At 71.2% G+C, this 22,068-nt stretch carries 18 protein-coding genes; 13 read left to right on the top strand and 5 right to left on the bottom strand.

The features are described from left to right. The first annotated feature begins 13 nt into the window (after positions 1–13). The 12 genes from rapZ (at position 14) to AB0M18_RS10065 (ending at position 14,077) form a co-directional block, all read left to right on the top strand. On the top strand, positions 14–922 hold the full coding sequence (gene rapZ / locus AB0M18_RS10120; RefSeq protein WP_365756368.1) for an RNase adapter RapZ: 909 nt from the start codon (positions 14–16) through the stop codon (positions 920–922). Then, on the top strand, positions 919–1,953 hold the full coding sequence (yvcK, locus tag AB0M18_RS10115; RefSeq protein WP_365756367.1) for a uridine diphosphate-N-acetylglucosamine-binding protein YvcK: 1,035 nt from the start codon (positions 919–921) through the stop codon (positions 1,951–1,953). Before rapZ ends, yvcK begins: the two co-directional genes overlap by 4 nt. Then, entirely contained in the window at positions 1,944–2,933 is a 990-nt protein-coding gene (whiA, locus tag AB0M18_RS10110) for a DNA-binding protein WhiA (protein WP_030205188.1), read from the top strand. The genes yvcK and whiA overlap by 10 nt, the downstream gene beginning before the upstream one ends. Positions 2,934–3,123: 190 nt before the next feature. Beyond that, complete coding sequence (locus tag AB0M18_RS10105; RefSeq protein ID WP_365756366.1) at positions 3,124–6,081, top strand: M14 family zinc carboxypeptidase; 2,958 nt, start codon at positions 3,124–3,126, stop codon at positions 6,079–6,081. A 247-nt stretch (positions 6,082–6,328) separates the two neighbouring features. Beyond that, positions 6,329–7,336 carry a type I glyceraldehyde-3-phosphate dehydrogenase gene (gap, locus tag AB0M18_RS10100; protein WP_365756365.1) on the top strand — a complete coding sequence of 336 codons (1,008 nt, stop codon included), beginning with the start codon at positions 6,329–6,331 and terminating at the stop codon, positions 7,334–7,336. A gap of 119 nt (positions 7,337–7,455) precedes the next feature. Then, entirely contained in the window at positions 7,456–8,667 is a 1,212-nt protein-coding gene (locus tag AB0M18_RS10095) for a phosphoglycerate kinase (RefSeq protein ID WP_365756364.1), read from the top strand. Positions 8,668–8,698: 31 nt separating this feature from the next. After that, complete coding sequence (gene tpiA, locus AB0M18_RS10090; RefSeq protein ID WP_365756578.1) at positions 8,699–9,454, top strand: triose-phosphate isomerase; 756 nt, start codon at positions 8,699–8,701, stop codon at positions 9,452–9,454. Between the two features lie 107 nt (positions 9,455–9,561). Further along, entirely contained in the window at positions 9,562–9,792 is a 231-nt protein-coding gene (secG, locus tag AB0M18_RS10085) for a preprotein translocase subunit SecG (protein WP_265866124.1), read from the top strand. A gap of 77 nt (positions 9,793–9,869) precedes the next feature. Beyond that, positions 9,870–10,205: an RNA polymerase-binding protein RbpA gene (locus tag AB0M18_RS10080; RefSeq protein WP_003957010.1), complete on the top strand. Its 336-nt coding sequence runs from the start codon at positions 9,870–9,872 to the stop codon at positions 10,203–10,205. A gap of 170 nt (positions 10,206–10,375) precedes the next feature. After that, entirely contained in the window at positions 10,376–12,031 is a 1,656-nt protein-coding gene (pgi, locus tag AB0M18_RS10075; protein ID WP_365756577.1) for a glucose-6-phosphate isomerase, read from the top strand. Positions 12,032–12,035: 4 nt separating this feature from the next. Further along, positions 12,036–12,548: a PH domain-containing protein gene (locus tag AB0M18_RS10070; RefSeq protein WP_365756363.1), complete on the top strand. Its 513-nt coding sequence runs from the start codon at positions 12,036–12,038 to the stop codon at positions 12,546–12,548. Then, positions 12,545–14,077: a PH domain-containing protein gene (locus tag AB0M18_RS10065; protein WP_365756362.1), complete on the top strand. Its 1,533-nt coding sequence runs from the start codon at positions 12,545–12,547 to the stop codon at positions 14,075–14,077. Before AB0M18_RS10070 ends, AB0M18_RS10065 begins: the two co-directional genes overlap by 4 nt. A gap of 22 nt (positions 14,078–14,099) precedes the next feature. Here AB0M18_RS10065 and pgl read toward each other — a convergent pair whose 3' ends face one another. The 5 genes from pgl to tkt are packed head-to-tail and all read right to left on the bottom strand — an operon-like array spanning position 14,100 to position 20,759. Continuing rightward, the gene (gene pgl / locus AB0M18_RS10060; protein ID WP_365756361.1) at positions 14,100–14,882 is read right to left on the bottom strand and encodes a 6-phosphogluconolactonase; all 783 of its coding nucleotides are present in this window, start codon (positions 14,880–14,882) and stop codon (positions 14,100–14,102) included. Beyond that, a complete protein-coding gene (gene opcA, locus AB0M18_RS10055) occupies positions 14,879–15,967 on the bottom strand; it encodes a glucose-6-phosphate dehydrogenase assembly protein OpcA (RefSeq protein ID WP_365756360.1) in 1,089 nt (362 codons plus the stop codon). The genes pgl and opcA overlap by 4 nt, the downstream gene beginning before the upstream one ends. Beyond that, entirely contained in the window at positions 15,964–17,496 is a 1,533-nt protein-coding gene (gene zwf, locus AB0M18_RS10050; protein WP_365756359.1) for a glucose-6-phosphate dehydrogenase, read from the bottom strand. The genes opcA and zwf overlap by 4 nt, the downstream gene beginning before the upstream one ends. 5 nt (positions 17,497–17,501) lie before the next feature. Further along, complete coding sequence (gene tal, locus AB0M18_RS10045) at positions 17,502–18,620, bottom strand: transaldolase (protein WP_365756358.1); 1,119 nt, start codon at positions 18,618–18,620, stop codon at positions 17,502–17,504. 36 nt (positions 18,621–18,656) lie between these two features. Then, a complete protein-coding gene (tkt, locus tag AB0M18_RS10040) occupies positions 18,657–20,759 on the bottom strand; it encodes a transketolase (protein WP_365756357.1) in 2,103 nt (700 codons plus the stop codon). 349 nt (positions 20,760–21,108) lie between these two features. Between tkt and AB0M18_RS10035 the strand changes: the two genes are divergently transcribed. Continuing rightward, the gene (locus tag AB0M18_RS10035; protein ID WP_365756356.1) at positions 21,109–22,056 is read left to right on the top strand and encodes a heme o synthase; all 948 of its coding nucleotides are present in this window, start codon (positions 21,109–21,111) and stop codon (positions 22,054–22,056) included. Positions 22,057–22,068 lie beyond the last annotated feature (12 nt).

Raw genomic sequence — 22,068 nt, 5'->3', positions numbered from 1 at the left:
CGGAGCACCAGACATGAGTACGGGCACGACGGAGCCCGCCGGCGAGAACAACGCCGACGCGGCCATCCCCGAGCTGGTGATCATCTCCGGCATGTCCGGCGCCGGCCGGTCCACCGCGGCGAAGTGCCTGGAGGACCTCGGCTGGTTCGTCGTCGACAACCTGCCGCCCGCGCTGATCCCCACCATGGTGGAGCTCGGCGCCCGCTCCCAGGGGAACGTGGCCCGGATCGCGGTCGTCGTCGACGTCCGCGGCCGCCAGTTCTTCGACAATCTCCGCGAGTCCCTGGCCGACCTCGACGCCAAGCAGGTCACCCGCCGGATCGTCTTCCTGGAGTCCTCCGACGAGGCCCTGGTCCGGCGCTTCGAGTCGGTCCGCCGGCCCCACCCGCTCCAGGGCGACGGCCGCATCGTCGACGGCATCGCCGCCGAGCGCGACCTGCTGCGCGAGCTGCGCGGCGACGCCGACCTGGTGATCGACACCTCCAGCCTCAACGTGCACGAACTGCGCGCGAAGATGGACGCCCAGTTCGCGGGCGACGAGGAGCCCGAGCTGCGGGCCACCGTGATGTCCTTCGGCTTCAAGTACGGCCTGCCGGTCGACGCCGACCTGGTCGTCGACATGCGCTTCCTGCCGAACCCGCACTGGGTCCCCGAGCTGCGCCCCTTCACCGGCCTCAACGAGGAGGTCGCGAACTACGTCTACAACCAGCCCGGTGCCAAGGAGTTCCTGGACCGCTACACCGAGCTGCTGCAGCTGATCGCCGCCGGCTACCGGCGCGAGGGCAAGCGTTACGTGACCATCGCGGTCGGCTGTACGGGCGGCAAGCACCGCTCCGTCGCCACCGCCGAGAAGCTGGCCGCCCGTCTCGCCGCCGAGGGCGTCGAGACCGTCGTCGTCCACCGGGACATGGGGCGCGAGTGAAGCAGTACCGCAGGCGCACGCCCACCCTCTCGGTGCGGCGTGCGCTCCGCAGGCGCGGCGCCCAGCCCAAGGTCGTCGCGCTCGGCGGCGGCATGGGCCTGTCCGCCTCCCTCGCCGCCCTGCGCCGGATCACCGGCGACCTGACCGCCGTGGTCACCGTCGCCGACGACGGGGGCTCCAGCGGCCGGCTCCGCGAGGAGCTGGGCGTGCTGCCCCCGGGAGACCTCCGCAAGGCGCTCGCCGCGCTGTGCGGCGACGACGACTGGGGCCAGACCTGGGCCCGGGTCATCCAGCACCGCTTCCAGTCCAAGGGCGACATGGGCGGCCACGCCGTCGGCAACCTGCTGATCGTCGCCCTCTGGGAGCAGCTCGGCGACCCCGTCCTGGCCCTGGACCTGGTCGGCCGGCTGCTCGGCGCGCAGGGCCGGGTGCTGCCCATGTCGGCCGTGCCGCTGGAGCTCCAGGCCCTGGTCAGGGGCCATGATCCGGAGCGCCCGCACGACGTGGACACCGTGCGCGGGCAGGCCACCGTGGCACTCACCCCGGGCGAGGTCCAGTCCGTGCACCTGGTGCCGCACGACCCGCCGGCCGTGCCCGAGGCGGTCGCCGCGGTGCTCGACGCGGACTGGGTGGTGCTCGGTCCCGGCTCCTGGTTCTCCTCGGTGATCCCGCACCTGCTCGTGCCCGAGCTGCTCGACGCGCTCATGGAGACCAAGGCCCGCCGGGTGCTCTCGCTGAACCTCGCGCCGCAGCCGGGAGAAACCGAGGGCTTCTCCCCGCAGCGTCATTTGGAGGTTTTGGCACGACACGCCCCTAAACTCGCCCTGGACGTGGTGCTGGCCGACGAGGCCGCCGTACCCGACGCGTCGGCAAGAGAACCCCTCGCCGAAGCCGCCAAGCGGCTCGGCGCCGCGGTCGAGCTGGCGCCGGTGGCCCGGCCCGACGGCGCTCCGAAGCACGACCCGGAGCTGTTGGCCGCCGCGTACGACCGTATTTTTCGGATGCATGGAAGGATCGGCCCATGGCGATGACGGCAGCGGTGAAGGACGAGATCTCCCGGCTCCCCGTCACCCGGACCTGCTGCAGGAAGGCCGAGGTCTCGTCGATCCTGCGGTTCGCGGGCGGGCTGCACCTGGTGAGCGGCCGGATCGTGATCGAGGCGGAGCTGGACACCGCGATGGCGGCGCGCCGGCTGAAGCGGGACATCCTGGAGATCTTCGGGCACAGCTCGGAGCTGATCGTGATGGCCCCCGGCGGACTGCGCCGCGGCTCGCGCTTCGTGGTCCGCGTGGTCGCCGGCGGCGACCAGCTGGCCCGGCAGACCGGTCTGGTGGACGGCCGCGGCCGCCCCATCCGGGGCCTGCCCCCGCAGGTGGTCTCCGGGGCCACCTGTGACGCCGAGGCGGCCTGGCGCGGCGCGTTCCTGGCACACGGCTCGCTGACCGAGCCGGGCCGCTCCTCCTCCCTGGAGGTCACCTGCCCCGGCCCGGAGGCTGCCCTGGCCCTGGTCGGCGCCGCCCGCCGGCTCTCCATCGCCGCCAAGGCCCGTGAGGTACGCGGCGTGGACCGGGTCGTGGTCCGCGACGGCGACGCGATCGGCGCCCTGCTGACCCGGCTCGGCGCGCACGAGTCGGTGCTCGCCTGGGAGGAGCGCCGGATGCGGCGCGAGGTCCGCGCCACCGCCAACCGCCTCGCCAACTTCGACGACGCCAACCTGCGCCGCTCGGCCCGTGCCGCGGTCGCCGCGGGCGCCCGGGTGCAGCGGGCCCTGGAGATCCTCGGCGAGGAGGTGCCCGAGCACCTCGCCGCCGCGGGCCGGCTGCGCATGGAGCACAAGCAGGCCTCCCTGGAGGAGCTGGGCGCGCTCGCCGACCCGCCGCTCACCAAGGACGCGGTGGCCGGCCGGATCCGCCGGCTGCTCGCCATGGCCGACAAGCGGGCCCAGGACCTGGGCATCCCCGGGACCGAGTCCAATCTGACGGAGGAGCTGGACGACAGCCTGGTCGGCTGAACCGGGCCGAACGAGCCGCCGGGGGATCCCGGAAGCCCCAACTCCCCGCTGCCGGTGCCTTTCTGAGGTACCGGCAGTTCCGTTTGAACGGCCCTGCGCCGACGCGCCGGAGGCACCCTTGACAGGGGTATGAGCCGCCACGAGCCTGGCGTCTGTTCACATTCGTGGCAGACGACAGCAAGGGGGGCTGATGAGACGCGGAGCGGGAGCGATCCTCGCCACTGCATCACTGGTCATCGCGGGCCTGGCGGCGGCACCCGTCGCGGGAGCGCAACCCGAGCACCAGGACGGGGACTTCGAGCATGTCTCCGTCTGGCGGGCCGAGGTGACGAAGGAACAGCTGCCGCTGCTCCTCGACGCCGGCACCGACGCCCACGAGCTGACCGAGCAGGTGCCCGCCAGGGGCTCCGCCACCGTCGAGCTCTACCTCACCGACGCGCAGGCCGGTCAGCTGCGCCGGCGGGGCGTCGAGATCGCCGAGCACACTCTCGGGGCGCAGGCCGAGAAGCGGGTCGCGGCCGCCGGGGACGGCGTCTTCCGCCCGTACGGCGGCAAGGGCGGCCTCAAGCAGGAGATCGTGGACACGGCCCGGGCCAACCCCGGGCTGACCAAGGTGGTCTCCATCGGCAAGACCGTGAAGGGCCAGGACATCCTGGCCCTCAAGGTGAGCAAGGGCGCCGCCAAGACCGGGGACGGCAGCAGGCCGGCCACGCTGTACCTGTCCAACCAGCACGCCCGTGAGTGGATCACGCCGGAGATGACACGGCGGCTGATGCACCACTACCTGGACGGCTACGGCAAGGACCCGCGGATCACGAAGCTCGTGGACACCACGGAGCTGTGGTTCGTGCTCTCGGCCAACCCGGACGGCTACGACCACACCCACGCCGACCCCGCCAACCGCCAGTGGCGCAAGAACCTGCGGGACAACAACGGCGACGGCCGGATCGGCTCCGGCGACGGCGTCGACCTCAACCGCAACTTCGGCCACAAGTGGGGCTACGACGACGAGGGCTCCTCGCCCGACCCGGCCGACGAGACCTACCGCGGCCCGGCCGCCATGTCCGAGCCGGAGACCCGGGCGCTCGACGCCTTCGAGAAGCGCATCGGCTTCCGCTACGCCATCAACTACCACTCGGCCGCCCAGCTGCTGCTCTACGGCGTGGGCTGGCAGGTCGCCACCGACACCCCGGACGACGTGGCCCTCAAGGCGCTCGCCGGCACCCCGCAGCGGCCCGCGATCCCCGGCTACCGCTCGCAGCTCTCCTCCGAGCTCTACACCACCAACGGCGAGGCGGACGGGCACGCCGCCAACGTCAACGGGACACAGATGTTCACCCCGGAGATGTCGACCTGCGCCACCGTCTCCCGGGTCGACCCGAACGACGCCTGGGACCCGGCCGACTGCGCCTCCGTCTTCACCTTCCCGGACGACGAGAAGCTGATCCAGGCCGAGTTCGCGAAGAACATCCCGTTCGCGCTCGCCGTCGCCGAGTCCAGCGCCCACCCGGACACCCCGGTCTCCCCGGTCGGCGTCGAGGCCCCCGACTTCACGCCGGACGCCTTCGCCACCTCGTACGCGGGCGGCGGCGCCCAGGAGGTCGCGGTCACCGCCCGCAAGTCCCTGCGCGGCAAGACCCTGAACTACCGGATCAACGGCGGCCGCACCCACCGCGCCGGCCTGGAGGCCTGGAAGGGCGGCGAGACCTGGGGCGGCGAGGACAACCTCTACTTCGACCAGTACCGCGCCGAGGTCCAGGGCGCCCGTACCGGCGACAGGGTCGAGGTCTGGTTCACCGCCCGCACCCGAGCCGGGAGGACGACCGCGTCCGCCCCGTTCACGTACACCGTGGCCGAGCGGCCCCGCGGCGACGTCCTCGTCCTCGCCGAGGAGGGCGGCACCGCCCCCGCGCGGCACACCGACGCCTATGTGAAGGCGCTCGCCGCGAACGGCCGCCGGGCCGCCGTGTGGGACGTCGCCACCCAGGGCGCCCCGCACGCCCTCGGCGTGCTGAGCCACTTCCGTACCGTCGTCTGGTACACCGGCGCCGAGCAGCCCTCCGGGGCCTCCCTGCTCGCCGTCCGCGCCTATCTCAACGAGGGCGGCAAGCTGATCAACGCGGGCGAGAAGTCCGGCGGGCAGGTCCAGGTCGGCCGCGCCCAGTCCAACGACTTCGCCCAGTACTACCTCGGCGCCTTCCGCCGGGTCGGGCTCGACGGCCCCGCCTCCTTCGCGGGATCCGGCCGGCTCGGCGGCAGCGGGGCGGCACTCGGTGCCGCCGCCGGCAACCCGCTCGACAACGCCGGCGCCTTCACCGTCACCTCCGACACCCTCGCCCCGGACCGCTTCCCGCAGTTCGCGAGCAGCGCTGCCGGCGGCGACTACCCGGGCCTCAAGACCCCCTTCGAGCCGTACGCGGGCAGCCGCTTCGCCGCGCTGCGCCACACCGACGGCACCTGGGGCCGGCTGAGCCGGACCGTGGACCTCACCGGGGTGAGCGCGGCCGAGCGGCCGAACCTGACCTTCCAGGTCAGCTACGACACCGAGCCGGGCTACGACAACCTCGTGGTGGAGGCCCACACCGTCGGCCAGGACGACTGGACCACCCTGCCCGACGCCAACGGCGGCACCTCCGCCGCACCGCCCGCCGACTGCGGCGAGGGCTACTACGTCCGGGACCACCCCTTCCTGGCGCACTACCTCACCGTCGGCCAGGACGGCGGCTGCGCCGCCACCGGCACCACCGGCGCCTGGCACGCCTTCACCGGCCCCTCCAACGGCTGGCGGCAGGCGCGCGTCGACCTGAGCGCCTACGCGGGCAGGCAGGTCGAGCTGGCGATCTCGTACGTGTCCGACCCGGGCACCGGTGAGACGGGCGTGTTCGTCGACGAGCTGACCCTCTCGGCGGGCCCGGCGACCGGCACCGAGGGCTTCGAGACCGGAATGGGCGCTTGGTCCGTCCCGGGCCCGCCGGCCGGAAGCCCCGGCAACGGAAGTGACTGGACGCGTTCCGAGGCCCTCTTCCACTCCCAGGCCGCGGTCACCACCCGTGACACCGTCCTGTTCGGCTTCGGCCTGGAGCACGTGCCGAATGCGACGGAACGGGCGACTCTGCTCAATAGGGCGCTTACTTCGCTCCGACGCTGATTCGGGCGCTCAGGCGAGCACCGGTTTTCGTCACTCTGTGTAGTGGGGGCCAAGGTCCCTCGACAGCCCTTACCCGTTGGTAGGCAAGGGCTGTCGGCCTTTTTCCGGCACTTTCCGGGCGTGTAGCGCTGCACTCGATGTCACGCGGAGCCATCTGGAGAGGTAGGGTCGTAAGCGGTCGGGGACATCCCAAAAGAGAAGCTCGCCGGGCGTCGAAACCCGGCGTACCTAACGAGGAGATCGGTTCGTGACGATCCGCGTAGGCATCAACGGCTTTGGCCGTATCGGTCGCAACTACTTCCGCGCGCTCCTTGAGCAGGGTGCCGACATCGAGGTCGTGGCCGTCAACGATCTGGGCGACACCGCGACCACGGCTCACCTGCTGAAGTACGACACCATTCTGGGCCGCCTCAAGGCCGAGGTGACCCACACCGCCGACACCATCACCGTCGACGGCCACACCATCAAGGTGCTGTCCGAGCGCAACCCGGCCGACATCCCGTGGGGCGAGCTGGGCGTCGACATCGTCATCGAGTCCACCGGCATCTTCACCAAGCGCGAGGACGCCGCCAAGCACCTCGCGGGCGGCGCGAAGAAGGTCCTCATCTCGGCCCCGGCCAAGGACGAGGACATCACCATCGTCATGGGTGTCAACCAGGACAAGTACGACCCGGCCAGCCACGACGTCATCTCCAACGCCTCGTGCACGACCAACTGCGTCGCGCCGATGGCCAAGGTCCTCGACGAGAACTTCGGCATCGTCCGCGGTCTGATGACCACGGTCCACGCGTACACCAACGACCAGCGCATCCTGGACTTCCCGCACAAGGACCTGCGCCGCGCCCGTGCCGCCGCGGAGAACATCATCCCGACCACGACGGGTGCCGCCAAGGCCACCGCCCTGGTCCTCCCACAGCTCAAGGGCAAGCTCGACGGCATGGCCATGCGCGTGCCCGTCCCGACCGGTTCGGTCACCGACCTGGTCGTCGAGCTCTCCCGCGAGGTCACCAAGGACGAGGTCAACGCCGCGTTCAAGAAGGCCGCGGACGGCGAGCTCAAGGGCATCCTGTTCTACACCGAGGACGAGATCGTCTCCTCGGACATCGTGAGCGACCCGGCTTCCTGCACCTTCGACTCGTCGCTGACGATGGTCCAGGAGGGCAACTCGGTCAAGGTTCTCGGCTGGTACGACAACGAGTGGGGTTACTCCAACCGTCTCGTCGACCTCACCGTCTTCGTCGGCGGCCAGCTCTAAGCTCTCTAAGCTTCTGAGCGGGCTTTCGATGTGAAGCAGGGCTCGGGCAGTGCGATGGCGCACTGTGCGAGCCCTGTGTCGTGTGCTCCACCGCGTGTACCAAGGAGTCAGAGAAACAGATGAAGACGATCGACGAGCTGCTCGCCGAGGGCGTCACCGGCAAGCGGGTGTTCGTCCGCGCCGACCTCAACGTGCCCCTCGACGGCACCACCATCACCGATGACGGGCGCATCCGCGCCGTCGTCCCGACCGTCAAGGCGCTCGCCGAGGCCGGCGCCCGGGTCGTGGTCGCGTCCCACCTCGGCCGCCCCAAGGGCGCCCCGGACCCGGCGTTCTCGCTCGCCCCGGCCGCCGCGCGGCTCGGCGAACTGCTCGGCGCCGACGTGGCCTTCGCGACCGACACGGTCGGCGAGTCGGCCAGGGCGACCGTCGCGGGCCTGACCGACGGCCGGGTGGCCGTCATCGAGAACCTGCGCTTCAACGCCGGCGAGACCTCGAAGGACGACGCCGAGCGCGCGGCCTTCGCCGCGCAGCTGGCCGAGCTCGCCGACCTGTACGTCGGCGACGGCTTCGGCGCCGTGCACCGCAAGCACGCCTCGGTCTTCGACCTCCCCGCCAGGCTGCCGCACGCCGCGGGCTACCTCATCGCCACCGAGGTCGGCGTCCTGAAGAAGCTCACCGACGAGGTCAAGCGGCCCTACGTCGTCGTCCTCGGCGGCGCCAAGGTCTCCGACAAGCTCGGCGTGATCGACCACCTCCTGGAGAAGGCCGACCGCATCCTGGTCGGCGGCGGCATGGCGTACACCTTCCTCAAGGCCAAGGGCCACGAGGTCGGCATCTCGCTGCTGCAGGAGGACCAGATCCCGGCCTGCCTCGAGTACCTCGCCCGCGCCGAGAAGCGCGGCGTGGAGTTCGTGCTCCCGGTCGACGTCCTGGTCTCCGCCGACTTCCCGGACCTGAAGACCAAGGCCCCGGCCAACCCCACCACGGTCGCCGCGGACGCCATCCCGGCCACCGAGGAGGGCCTGGACATCGGCCCGAAGACCCGCGAGCTCTACGCCGCGAAGCTCGCCGACGCGGGCACCGTCTTCTGGAACGGCCCGATGGGCGTCTTCGAGCACCCCGACTACGCGGGCGGCACCCAGGCCGTCGCGCAGGCCCTGCTCGACTCCCCGGCCTTCACCGTGGTCGGCGGCGGCGACTCGGCCGCGGCCGTCCGGCTGCTCGGCTTCGACGAGAATGCCTTCGGCCACATCTCGACCGGCGGCGGCGCCTCCCTCGAATACCTCGAGGGCAAGCAGCTCCCCGGCCTCGTCGCACTGGAGGACTGACCTTTCCATGAGCACCACCCGCACCCCGCTGATGGCGGGCAACTGGAAGATGAACCTCAACCACCTGGAGGCCATCGCCCACGTCCAGAAGCTCGCCTTCGCCCTGACCGACAAGGACTACGACGCCGTCGAGGTCGCCGTCCTGGTCCCCTTCACCGACCTGCGCTCCGTGCAGACCCTGGTCGACGGCGACAAGCTGAAGATCAAGTACGGCGCCCAGGACCTCTCGGCGCACGAGTCCGGCGCGTACACCGGTGAGATCTCCGGCGCGATGCTGTCCAAGCTGAAGTGCGCCTTCGTGGCCGTCGGCCACTCCGAGCGCCGCCAGTACCACGCCGAGACCGACGAGCTCTGCAACGCCAAGGTGAAGGCGGCCTTCCAGCACGGCCTGACCCCGATCCTGTGCGTCGGCGAGGAGCTGGACGTCCGCGAGGCCGGCGACGCCGTCGCGCACACCCTGGCCCAGGTCGAGGGCGGCCTGAAGGACATCCCGGCCGAGCAGGCCGAGACGATCGTGATCGCCTACGAGCCGGTGTGGGCCATCGGCACCGGCAAGGTCTGCGGCGCCGACGACGCCCAGGAGGTCTGCGGGGCGATCCGCGGCAAGCTCGCCGAGCTGTACTCGCAGGAGCTGGCCGACAAGGTCCGCATCCAGTACGGCGGCTCCGTCAAGAGCGGCAACGTGGCCGAGATCATGGCCCAGGCCGACATCGACGGCGCCCTGGTCGGCGGTGCCTCGCTGGACGCCGACGAGTTCGTCAAGATCGTGCGATTCCGCGACCAGTGATGATGTAGAGCGGCGGACGGGATCCGTCGTACCCTTGCGGGGGTCGGGCAGGTACGAGGCCCGGCCCCCGTCCGTATAAGTCCGAGGAAGTTGGTCCAGCCGTGGTTATGGGGTTCTCGATCGCCCTGATCGTCTTCAGTGCGCTGCTGATGCTGCTCGTGCTGATGCACAAGGGGAAGGGCGGCGGCCTCTCCGACATGTTCGGTGGCGGCATGCAGTCCTCCGTCGGTGGCTCCTCGGTCGCCGAGCGCAACCTGGACCGCATCACCGTCGTGGTCGGTCTGCTGTGGTTCGCCTGCATTGTCGTACTTGGTCTGCTGATGAAGATGGACGGGTAACTCCAATCACTGGACGCGCGTTGGGCCTTACGTAGACTGGGGCATCTTCGAGCACCATCACGCAGGGAGTTACGACCGTGGCAAGTGGCAACGCGATCCGGGGAAGCCGGGTCGGCGCGGGGCCGATGGGCGAGGCCGAGCGGGGCGAGTCGGCACCGCGTCTCCGGATCTCCTTCTGGTGCTCGAACGGGCACGAGACCCAGCCGAGCTTCGCCAGCGACGCACAGGTCCCGGACACCTGGGACTGCCCCCGCTGTGGCTTCCCGGCCGGTCAGGACCGGGACAACCCGCCGGACCCGCCGCGCACCGAGCCGTACAAGACGCACCTCGCGTACGTGCGGGAGCGGCGCAGCGACGCGGACGGCGAGGCGATCCTCGCGGAGGCGCTCGCGAAGCTGCGGGGCGAGATCTGAGAACCGATGGAACGGGCTCTGTGCGCAGGGCCCGTTCCGTCGTTTCCGGCGCCCGTTTCCGGCGACCCCTTCCACGCGGCGGGCACGGAACGGGAATCGGGTGCCCGATCAACTAGGTTGGAGACAGCGGGGCACGAAGCAGCAAGACGAAGAAATGGGCGATGTCCGAGATGAACAACGCAGGCCGTAGCAGGCTCAACCAGCTGCCCGAGTGGGCGGCCCTCGGCAAGCACCGTGAGCAGCTGGGCGAACCCCATCTGCGCGAGCTGTTCGCCGCCGACCCCGAGCGCGGCAGCGCGTTCACGCTGCGGGTCGGCGACCTCTATCTGGACTACTCCAAGCACCTGGTCACCGACGAGACCCTGCGCCTCCTGCGCGAACTGGCCGCCGCCACCGGCGTGGCCGAGCTGCGCGACGCCATGTTCCGCGGCGAGAAGATCAACAACACCGAGCACCGTGCCGTCCTGCACACCGCGCTGCGCGCCCCGCGCGGCGCGGTCGTCGAGGTCGACGGCGAGAACGTGGTCCCCGAGGTGCACGCCGTCCTCGACAAGATGGGCGCCTTCGCGGACAAGGTGCGCGCCGGCGAGTGGACGGGTCACACCGGCAAGCCGATCAAGAACATCGTCAACATCGGCATCGGCGGCTCCGACCTCGGCCCCGCCATGGCCTACGAGGTGCTGCGCGGCTACACCCGGCGCGATCTGACGTTCCGTTTCGTCTCCAACGTCGACGGCGCCGACCTCCACGAGGCCGTCCGCGACCTCGACGCCGCCGAGACCCTCTTCATCGTCGCCTCGAAGACCTTCACCACCATCGAGACGATCACCAACGCCACCTCCGCCCGCGACTGGCTGCTCACCGAGCTGCGGGCCGGTCAGGAGGCCGTCGCCAAGCACTTCGTGGCCCTGTCGACCAATGCCGAGAAGGTCGAGGACTTCGGCATCGACACGGCCAACATGTTCGAGTTCTGGGACTGGGTCGGCGGACGCTACTCCTACGACTCCGCCATCGGCCTCTCCCTGATGATCGCCATCGGCCCGGACGCCTTCCGCGAGATGCTCGACGGCTTCCACCTCGTCGACGAGCACTTCCGCACCGCCCCGCCCGAGGAGAACGCGCCGCTGCTCCTCGGCCTCCTCGGCATCTGGTACGGCGGCTTCTTCGACGCCCAGTCGCACGCCGTACTGCCGTACTCGCACTACCTGTCGAAGTTCACCGCGTACCTCCAGCAGCTCGACATGGAGTCCAACGGCAAGTCCGTCACCCGCGACGGACAGCCGGTCGACTGGCAGACCGGCCCGGTCGTCTGGGGCACCCCCGGCACCAACGGCCAGCACGCCTACTACCAGCTGATCCACCAGGGCACCAAGGTCATCCCGGCCGACTTCATCGGCTTCGCGAAGCCCGTCGCCGACCTGCTGCCCGGCCTGGTCGCCCAGCACGACCTGCTGATGGCGAACTTCTTCGCCCAGACCCAGGCCCTCGCCTTCGGCAAGACGCCCGAGGAGGTGCGTGCCGAGGGCGTGCCCGAGGAGCTCGTCCCGCACAAGACCTTCAAGGGCGACCACCCCACCACCACCATCCTGGCCGACGCCCTCACCCCCTCCGTGCTCGGCCAGCTCGTCGCCCTCTACGAGCACAAGGTCTTCGTCCAGGGCGCCGTCTGGAACATCGACTCCTTCGACCAGTGGGGCGTCGAGCTCGGCAAGGTCCTCGCCAAGAAGATCGAGCCGGTGCTGACGGACGGGACCGGCGGCGAGGGGCTCGACTCGTCCACCGCCGGACTCGTCGCGGCCTACCGCGCGCTGCGCGACCGGGGCTGATCCGGTGACTGGGGGGAGGAACGCGACGGACGAGGTACGGCTGCGCCCGCCGAGGAACCCGCTCGACGGGCGGGCCGTCGGCTGGTGGCGGACCCGGCTCCTGCTGGCCACCGCCGCACCGGCCGGCGTCCTGGCCGTGCTCGGCGGCCTCATCGGCCCGGCGAGCACCTGGCTGCTCGCCGCGGCCGGCGCCGTGGCGGTGCTCGGCCTCGGCTGCACCGCGTTCCTCCCCGCCTGGTGGTACCGGGTGCACCGCTGGGAGGTCACCGAGGAGGCCGTGTACGTGCGCACCGGCGCCCTCTGGCAGGAGTGGCGGATCGCGCCCATGTCCCGGATCCAGACCGTCGACACCGTGCGCGGCCCGCTCGAACAGGCCTTCCGGCTCGCCACCGTCACCGTCACCACCGCCTCCTCCAAGGGCGCGATCCGGATCGAGGGCCTGGACCACGAGCTCGCCGCCGGGCTCGCCGAACGGCTCACCGCGATCACCCGCGCCACCCCCGGGGACGCCACATGAGCGAGGACTGGCGGCAGCTCGCACCCCGTACGGTGCTCGCCGGGGCCGCCGTCCTGTGCGGCGTCGCCGCCGGCGCCGCGCTGCCCGCCCTCCTCAGCCTCTCCTCCGGCTCCCGCCCGCTCTGGCAGGCCGCCGCCTGGGTGCTCGCCGGAGCCGCGCTGCTCATCGGCGGCGGCACCACCGCCGACTGGATCCGGCTGCGCCGCACCCGCTACCGCGTCGGCGCCGAACGCGTCGACCTCCACACCGGGCTTCTGGTCGTCAAACGGCGCTCGCTGGCCCGCGAACGCATCCGCAGCGTCGACCTCACCGCCAACCCGCTGCAGCGCCTCCTCGGCCTGGTCAAGGTCCGCATCGGCACCGGCGAGCACACCGACGGCGAATCCACCCTCGAACTCGACCTGGTCACCCGGGCCGAGGGCGAACAGCTGCGCCGCACCCTGCTCGCCCGCCCGGCCGGCACCGCCGAGGACGCCGCCCACGACGGCGTGCTCGCGACCCTCGACCCGCACTGGATCCGCTACGCTCCGGTCTCCTTCGTCGCCCCGCTGCTCGGCGGCGCCGCCGCCGGGGCCGTGATGCAGGTCAGCGACTGGTTCGGCGCCCAGGACAAGGTCATCCACTGGATAGGGGACCGCTTCGAGGACGTCTCGCTGCCCTGGATGATCGTCGACCTCGTGCTGCTCGCCACCCTCGCCGGCATGATCGGCGCGCTCGGCCTGTGGACCGAGATGTGGGCCCACTACCGCCTGGAGCGCGAGCCCGGCGGCACCCTCCGGGTCCGCCGCGGTCTGTTCACCGCCCGCTCCGTCTCCCTGGAGGAGCGCCGGCTGCGCGGCGTCGAACTCGTCGAACCCCTCGGTGTACGCCTGTTCCACGCCGCCCGCGTCGACGCCGTCGCCACCGGGCTCGCCCAGGACGACGACGACAAGCACGCCGACCTCAAGAACCTGCTGCCGCCCGCGCCGCGCGCCGTCGCCGACCGGGTCGCCGCGAGCGTGCTCCGCGAGACCGAACCGCCCACGAGCGCGGCGCTCGCCGCCCACCCCCGGGCCGCCCGGAGGCGACGCCTGGGGTGGGCGCTCTGGGCCGCGCTCGGCCCGGCCGCCGTCCTCGCCGCCCTCGGCGCCTGGCTCACACCCGTGCTGCTCTATCTCGCGGGCGGCGTCGCCGTCGTGCTCACCCCGCTTTTCGTGCTGCTCGCCCTCGACGCCTACCGCAATCTCGGACACGGCGTCAGCGGCGCCTTCCTGGTGACCCGTTCCGGCACCGTACGGCGCTCCACCGTCGCGCTCCAGCGCACCGGGGTGATCGGCTGGACCGTCAAGCAGTCCTGGTTCCAGCGCCGGTCGGGCGTGCTCACGCTGAGCGCCACCACGGCCGCCGGCGAGGGTGCGTACGACGTGTACGACGCGGGCGAGAGCCAGGGCCTGGCCTTCGCCGCCGAGGCCGTACCGGATCTGCTCACGCCCTTCCTGGAACCCGTACCCGGCCGGGAAACGCCGGAGGCCCGGCCCACCGACAGGTGAACCGGGCCTCCCTGTACGGGAATCAGGCCGAGGCCGGCGGATACAGGCCGCGCGGCAGCTCGGCCGCCGCGGCCGCGTCGAGCAGCCACAGCGTGCGCGCCCGGCCGCGGGCGCCGGCCGCCGGGGCCTGCACCTCACCCGCGCCGGACAGCGCGATGGCGGCGGCCTTCGCCTTGTCCGCGCCGGCCGCGAGCAGCCAGACCTCCTTCGCGGCCCGGATCGCCGGAAGGGTCAGCGAGATCCGGGTGGGCGGCGGCTTCGGCGCGCCGTGCACGCCCACCACCGTCCGCTCCGTCTCGCGGACCGCCGGCAGCTCCGGGAACAGCGAGGCGACATGGGTGTCCGGGCCGACGCCCAGCATCAGCACGTCGAAGGTCGGCACCCCGCCGTGGTCGCCGGGAGCGGCGGCCGCCGCGAGCTCCGTCGCGTAGGCCTCGGCCGCGGCCTCCACGTCGGAGCCGTACGCACCGTCCGAGGCCGGCATCGCGTGCACCCGTGCCGGGTCCAGCGGGACGCTGTCCAGCAGCGCCTCGCGGGCCTGGGTGACATTGCGCTCCGGGTCGCCCTCGGGGAGGAAGCGCTCGTCGCCCCACCACAGGTCGAGCCGCGACCAGTCGATCGCGTCCCGGGCGGGCGCCGCACGCAGCGCCGCGAGCAGCCCGTTGCCGTTGCGGCCGCCGGTGAGCACCACCGACGCGGAGCCGCGGGCGGCCTGGGCGTCCACGATCTTCGTGATCAGCCGGGCCGCGGCGGCCTCGGCCATCAGCTCCTTGTCGCGGTGCACGACCAGCTGAGGGGCGCTCACTTGGCCGCCGCCTTCTTGGCCGTGGCCTTCGCCGGGGACTTCTTCGCGGCCGGCTTGGGCGCCTCCCCGGCCTTCCCGGCCTCCTCGACCTCGGCCACCTCCTCGACCACGAACACGTCCTCGGCCGCTATGACGGCCTCGGGCGCGGTCGTCGCCGCCTCCTCGTCGAGCCGCTCCAGACCGAAGCGCAGCGCCGAGGCGTAGGTGTCGTCCGGGTCGAGCCGGCGCAGCTCCTCCGCGATCAGCTCGGCGGTCTCGCGGCGCTTGAGCGCCACGGCCCGGTCCGGCTGGCCCTGGATGGAGAGCGTCGCGAGCGAGCCGTCCGGCCGGTCGAGCACGATCGGACCGGTGCTGGTCTCCATCCGTACGGACGTGAGGCCGGGGCCGCCCGACTTGGAGCGCCGCACCGGGATCTTCAGCCGGTCCGCCAGCCACATGGCGAGCAGTTCGACGCTCGGGTTGAACTCCTCGCCCTCGACCTCGGCCGAGGTCACCTCGCAGGCGACCTGGTCGAGCGCGGCGGCCAGCATCGACCGCCACGGGGTGATCCGGGTCCACGACAGATCCGTGTCGCCCGGGGTGTACGCGTCCGCGCGCTCGGTCAGCTCCTGGATGGGCTGCTCGGCGGCGTACGTGTCGGTGACCCGGCGCTGGGCGAGGGCGCCCAGCGGGTCGCTCGCCGGGTCGACCGGCGCGTTCACCGGCCACCAGACGACGACCGGCGCGTCCGGCAGCAGCAGCGGCAGCACCACCGACTGGGCGTGGTCGACGACCTCGCCGTACAGCCGGAGCACCACCGTCTCGCCGGTGCTGGCGTCGGCGCCGAGGCGGACCTCGGCGTCGAGCCGCGCCTTGCTGCGGTCCCGCGGTCCCCGCGAGACCCGCTTGATGACGACGAGGGTCCGCGAGGGGTGCTCGCGGGACGCCTCGTTGGCCGCCTTCAGCGCGTCGTAGGCGTTCTCCTCGTCGGTGACGATGACGAGGGTGAGCACCATGCCGACGGCCGGGGTGCCGATGGCCCGCCGCCCGAGCACCAGCGCCTTGTTGATCTTGGAGGACGTGGTGTCCGTCAGGTCGGTCTTCATGGCCGGCGCCAGCTCCTGCCGTCTCGTGCGAGCATCTCGTCCGCCTCGACCGGACCCCAGGTCCCGGACTGGTACTGCGCGGGCCTGCCGTGCCCGTCCCAGAACCGCTCGATCGGGTCGAGGATCTTCCAGGACAGCTCGACCTCCTCGACCCGCGGGAAGAGGTTGGAGTCGCCGAGCAGGACGTCGAGGATGAGCCGCTCGTAGGCCTCGGGGCTGGACTCGGTGAAGGACTCGCCGTAGGCGAAGTCCATCGACACGTCCCGGACCTCCATCTGGGTGCCCGGCACCTTGGAGCCGAAGCGCATGGTCACGCCCTCGTCCGGCTGGACGCGGATGACCAGGGCGTTCTGCCCGAGCTCCTCCGTGGCCGTCTGGTCGAAGGGGGAGTGCGGGGCGCGCTGGAAGACCACCGCGATCTCGGTGACCCGGCGGCCGAGCCGCTTGCCGGTGCGCAGATAGAAGGGGACGCCCGCCCAGCGGCGGTTGTCGATCTCCAGCTTGATCGCCGCGTAGGTGTCGGTCTTCGACTGCGGGTCGATCCCGTCCTCCTCCAGGTAGCCGACGGCCTTCTCGCCGCCCTGCCACCCGGCCGCGTACTGGCCGCGGACCGTGGACTTCGCCAGGTCCTTGGGCAGCTTCACCGCGCCGAGCACCTTGGTCTTCTCCGCCGCGAGCGCGTCGGCGTCGAAGGAGGCGGGCTCCTCCATCGCGGTCAGCGCGAGCAGCTGGAGCAGGTGGTTCTGGATGACGTCACGGGCCGCGCCGATGCCGTCGTAGTAGCCGGCCCGGCCGCCGATGCCGATGTCCTCGGCCATGGTGATCTGCACGTGGTCGACGTACGACCGGTTCCAGATCGGCTCGAAGAGGGTGTTGGCGAAGCGGAGCGCCAGGATGTTCTGGACGGTCTCCTTGCCGAGGTAGTGGTCGATGCGGAAGACCGCCTCGGGCGGGAAGACCTCGTGCACGACCTCGTTGAGCTCCTTGGCGGACTCCAGGTCGTGGCCGAACGGCTTCTCGATGACGGCGCGCCGCCACGAGCCGTTCCTCTGGTCGGCCAGGCCGTGCTTCTTGAGCTGCTGGACGACGAGGGGGAAGAACTTCGGCGGCACGGAGAGGTAGAAGGCGAAGTTGCCGCCCGTGCCCTGTGCCTTGTCGAGCTCCTCGATGGTGGACTTCAGCTGCTCGAAGGCGTCGTCGCTGTCGAAGTCGCCCTGGACGAAGCGCATCCCCTGGATCAGCTGCTGCCACACCTCCTCGCGGAACGGGGTGCGGGCGTGCTGTTTGACCGCCTCGTGGACCTCCTGTGCGAAGTCCTCGTCCTCCCACTCGCGGCGGGCGAATCCGACGAGGGAGAAGCCCGGCGGCAGCAGACCCCGGTTCGCGAGGTCGTAGACGGCAGGCATCAGCTTCTTACGGGACAAATCGCCCGTGACACCGAAGATCACCAGACCCGACGGCCCCGCGATGCGCGGGAGCCGTCGGTCTGCGGCGTCACGGAGCGGGTTGGCTCCGGTGACTGCGCTCAAGGTGCTTACGCCTCCGAGGGAGTACGGCGGGAGAGCTCCGCCTCGGTCGACTTCAGCAGGTCGTTCCACGAGGCCTCGAACTTGTCGACGCCCTCGTCCTCCAGGAGCTGGACGACCTCGTCGTACGAGATGCCGAGCGCGGCCACCGCGTCGAGGACCTTGCGGGCCTCCTCGTACGTGCCGCGGATGGTGTCGCCGGTGACCTCGCCGTGGTCGGCGGTGGCCTCCAGGGTCGCCTCCGGCATGGTGTTGACGGTGCCCGGGGCGACCAGGTCCACCACGTACAGGGTGTCCTTGTACGCCGGGTCCTTCGCACCGGTCGAGGCCCACAGCGGACGCTGCTTGTTGGCCTGCGCCTTGTCCAGGGCCGCCCAGCGCTCCGAGCCGAAGACCTCCTCGTACGCCTCGTAGGCGAGCCGCGCGTTGGCCACGGCCGCCTTGCCCTTGAGGCCCTTGGCCTCGTCGGTGCCGATGACGTCCAGGCGCTTGTCGATCTCGGTGTCCACCCGGGACACGAAGAAGGACGCCACGGAGTGGATCTTCGACAGGTCCAGGCCGCGCTCGCGGGCCTTCTCCAGACCGGCCAGGTAGGCGTCCATGACCGCGCGGTAGCGCTCCAGCGAGAAGATCAGCGTCACGTTCACGCTGATGCCGAGGCCGATGACCTCGGTGATCGCCGGCAGACCCGCCTTGGTGGCCGGGATCTTGATGAGGGTGTTGGGCCGGTCCACCAGCCAGGCCAGCTGCTTGGCCTCGGCGATCGTGGCCGCCGTCTCGTGGGCCAGGCGCGGGTCGACCTCGATCGAGACCCGGCCGTCCTGGCCCTGCGTCGCGTCGAAGACCGGGCGCAGGATGTCTGCGGCGTCCCTCACGTCCGCCGTCGTGATCATGCGGATGGCCTCGTCCACCGTCACCTTGCGGGCGGCGAGGTCCGTGAGCTGCTGCTCGTAGCCGTCACCCGAGGAGATCGCCTTCTGGAAGATGGACGGGTTGGTGGTCACACCCACCACGTGGCTCTGGTCGATGAGCTCGGCGAGGTTGCCGGACGTGATCCGCTTCCGCGAGAGGTCGTCGAGCCAGATCGCGACGCCTTCGTCGGAGAGGCGCTTGAGAGCGTCTGTCATGAGAATTGCATCTCCATTAAGTCGTACGTATGCGCGTCAGCGCGCGACGGCGTCCAGGGATTCCCGCGCGGCGGCGACGACCGCCTCCGGCGTGAACCCGAACTCGCGGAACAGCACCTTCGCGTCCGCCGAGGCACCGAAGTGCTCCAGGGAGACGATCCGGCCGGCGTCACCGACGTACCGGTGCCAGGTCAGACCGATACCGGCCTCGACCGCGACGCGCGCCTTGACCGACGGCGGCAGGACGGCGTCCTTGTACTCCTGGTCCTGCTCCTCGAACCACTCGACCGACGGCATCGAGACCACCCGGGTCGGGACGCCCGCGGCCTGCAGCTGCTCCCGGGCCTCGACGGCCAGGTGCACCTCGGAGCCGGTGGCGATCAGCACGAGCTGCGGCGCAGTGTTCTGCCCGGAGGGCCCTTCCGCCTCGAACAGCACGTAGCCGCCCTTGGCCGCGTCCTCGTTCGGCGCGTAGGTCGGCACGCCCTGACGGGTCAGCGCCAGACCGTGCGGGGCGCCCTTGCCGTACACCTTGGTGTGGCGGCGCATGATCTCGCGCCAGGCGATCGCGGTCTCGTTGGCGTCGGCCGGGCGGACCAGGTTCAGGCCCGGGATGGCGCGCAGCGAGGCCAGGTGCTCCACCGGCTGGTGGGTCGGGCCGTCCTCGCCGAGACCGATCGAGTCGTGCGTCCACACGTACGTCACCGGCAGGTGCATCAGCGCGGACAGGCGCACCGCGTTGCGCATGTAGTCGGAGAACACCAGGAAGGTGCCGCCGTAGACGCGGGTGTTGCCGTGCAGCGCGATGCCGTTCATCTCCGCGGCCATGGCGTGCTCGCGGATGCCGAAGTGGATCGTCCGGCCGTACGGGTTCGCCTCGGGCAGCGGGTTGCCCTCAGGGAGGAAGGAGGACGTCTTGTCGATCGTGGTGTTGTTGGAGCCGGCCAGGTCGGCCGAGCCGCCCCACAGCTCCGGGATCACCGCGCCGAGCGCCTGCAGCACCTTGCCGGACGCCGCACGCGTCGCGACACCCTTGCCGGGCTCGAAGACCGGGATCGCCTTCTCCCAGCCCGCGGGCAGCTCGTTGGCCTGGATGCGGTCGAACTCGGCCGCCCGCTCCGGGTTGGCGGTGCGCCACTCGGACAGCTGCTTCTCCCACGCGGCGCGGGCCTCGCGGCCGCGGTCGCCGAGCGCGCGGGTGTGCGCGATGACCTCGTCGGAGACCTCGAAGGTCTGCTCCGGGTCGAAGCCCAGGACGCGCTTGGTGGCCGCGACCTCCTCGTCGCCGAGCGCCGAGCCGTGCGCGGCCTCGGTGTTCTGCGCGCTCGGGGCCGGCCAGGCGATGATCGAGCGCATCGCGATGAAGGACGGACGCTCGGTCTCGGCCTCGGCGGCCTTGATCGCCGCGTAGAGCGCGGCCGGGTCCAGGTCGCCGTCGGCCTTCGGCTCGACGCGCTGCACGTGCCAGCCGTACGCCTCGTACCGCTTCATCGTGTCCTCGGACACGGCGGTCTCGGTGTCGCCCTCGATCGAGATGTGGTTGTCGTCCCACAGCAGGATCAGGTTGCCGAGCTTCTGGTGACCCGCGAGCGAGGACGCCTCGGCGGAGATGCCCTCCTGCAGGCAGCCGTCGCCGGCGATCACGTACACCCGGTGGTCGAAGGGGGAGGTGCCCTGCGGGGCCTCCGGGTCGAACAGACCGCGCTCGTAGCGGGCGGCCATCGCCATGCCCACCGCGTTCGCGACACCCTGGCCGAGCGGACCGGTGGTGGTCTCCACACCGGCCGTGTGCCCGTACTCGGGGTGGCCCGGAGTCTTCGAGCCCCAGGTGCGGAACGACTTCAGGTCGTCGAGCTCCAGACCGAAGCCCCCCAGGTACAGCTGCGTGTACAGGGTCAGGGACGAGTGCCCGGCGGAGAGGACGAAGCGGTCACGGCCCACCCACTCCGGATCGGCGGGGTCGTGGCGCATCACCTTCTGGAAGAGGGTGTACGCGGCGGGCGCCAGGCTCATGGCCGTGCCGGGATGGCCGTTGCCGACCTTCTGTACGGCGTCGGCGGCCAGGATGCGGGCGGTGTCCACGGCCCGCTGGTCCCGTTCGGTCCATTCGAGGTCTGTGGTGGTCGGCTTAGTGCTCACCCTGAGTCAGGGCTCCTCTCCACATGTCTGTAGCCGGTGACTGAGGGTGTCCCGGCGTTGTCGAGCCTACCCCCGAAAAACGCCCCTCTTTTCGGGCTCACGCCCCTCAAATGAGCGCCTACGGCAAGACTGCCGCCGCCCGTGGCACTTCGCCTCCCGAGCCGCTCCGGCCGCCGCTTCACGAGGCGTGTCCACCCACTGGGACGCACCCTCGGGTGACCCCCGCCAACACGACCCCACCCCCGCGAAGATCGGCCCATGGGCAACGTCTAGAGTGGCGTGGTACGCGCAAGTCTTCACCCCGTCTTCATCCGGGGAGCTTGCTGGGAATTCTCTGTCAGGGGTGTGCGTGACGGCCGTCGAGTCCCGACCCGCAGGGGTCGTCCTGACTCCCAGCCCGGGGGGCCATCGGCCGTTCGGGGCCCGCGTCAGGGCATTCGTGGCGCTGACCAAGCCGCGGATCATCGAGCTGCTGCTCATCACCACCGTGCCGGTGATGTTCCTCGCCGAGCAGGGCGTGCCCGACCTGTGGCTGGTGCTCGCCACCTGCTTCGGCGGCTACCTCTCCGCGGGCGGCGCCAACGCGCTGAACATGTACATCGACCGCGACATCGACGCCCTGATGGACCGCACCTCCCAGCGCCCGCTGGTGACCGGGGTGCTCACCCCGCGCGAGGGCCTGGTCTTCGGCCTGAGCCTCGCGGTGATCTCCACCCTCTGGTTCGGCCTGCTCGTCAACTGGCTGTCCGCCGCGCTCTCGCTCGGCGCGCTCCTCTTCTACGTCGTGATCTACACGATGATCCTCAAGCGGCGCACCGCGCAGAACATCGTCTGGGGCGGCATCGCCGGCTGCCTGCCGGTGCTCATCGGCTGGTCGGCCGTCACGAACTCGATGTCGTGGGCCGCGATCATCCTCTTCCTCGTCATCTTCTTCTGGACGCCGCCGCACTACTGGCCGCTGTCGATGAAGGTGAAGGACGACTACGCGCGCGCCGGCGTCCCCATGCTCCCGGTGCTCGCCTCCAACAAGGTCGTCGCCAAGCAGATCGTCCTCTACAGCTGGGTCATGGTGGCGGTCTCGCTGCTGCTCACCCCGCTGGGCTACACCGGCTGGTTCTACACGGCCGTGGCCCTGGCCACCGGCGGCTGGTGGCTGTGGGAGGCGCACGCCCTTCTGAACCGCGCCAAGGCGGAGGTGACAGGCGCGAAGCTCAAGGAGATGCGCCTGTTCCACTGGTCCATCACCTATGTCTCGCTGCTCTTCGTGGCGGTCGCGGTGGACCCCTTCCTGCGCTGACCCCCTTCACCT

It is taken from the genome of Streptomyces sp. NPDC051909 (assembly GCF_040681095.1).
Lineage (GTDB): Bacteria > Actinomycetota > Actinomycetes > Streptomycetales > Streptomycetaceae > Streptomyces.
The sequence above is the reverse complement of the archived record's forward strand: the minus strand, read 5'-3'. Positions and strand labels throughout refer to the sequence as shown.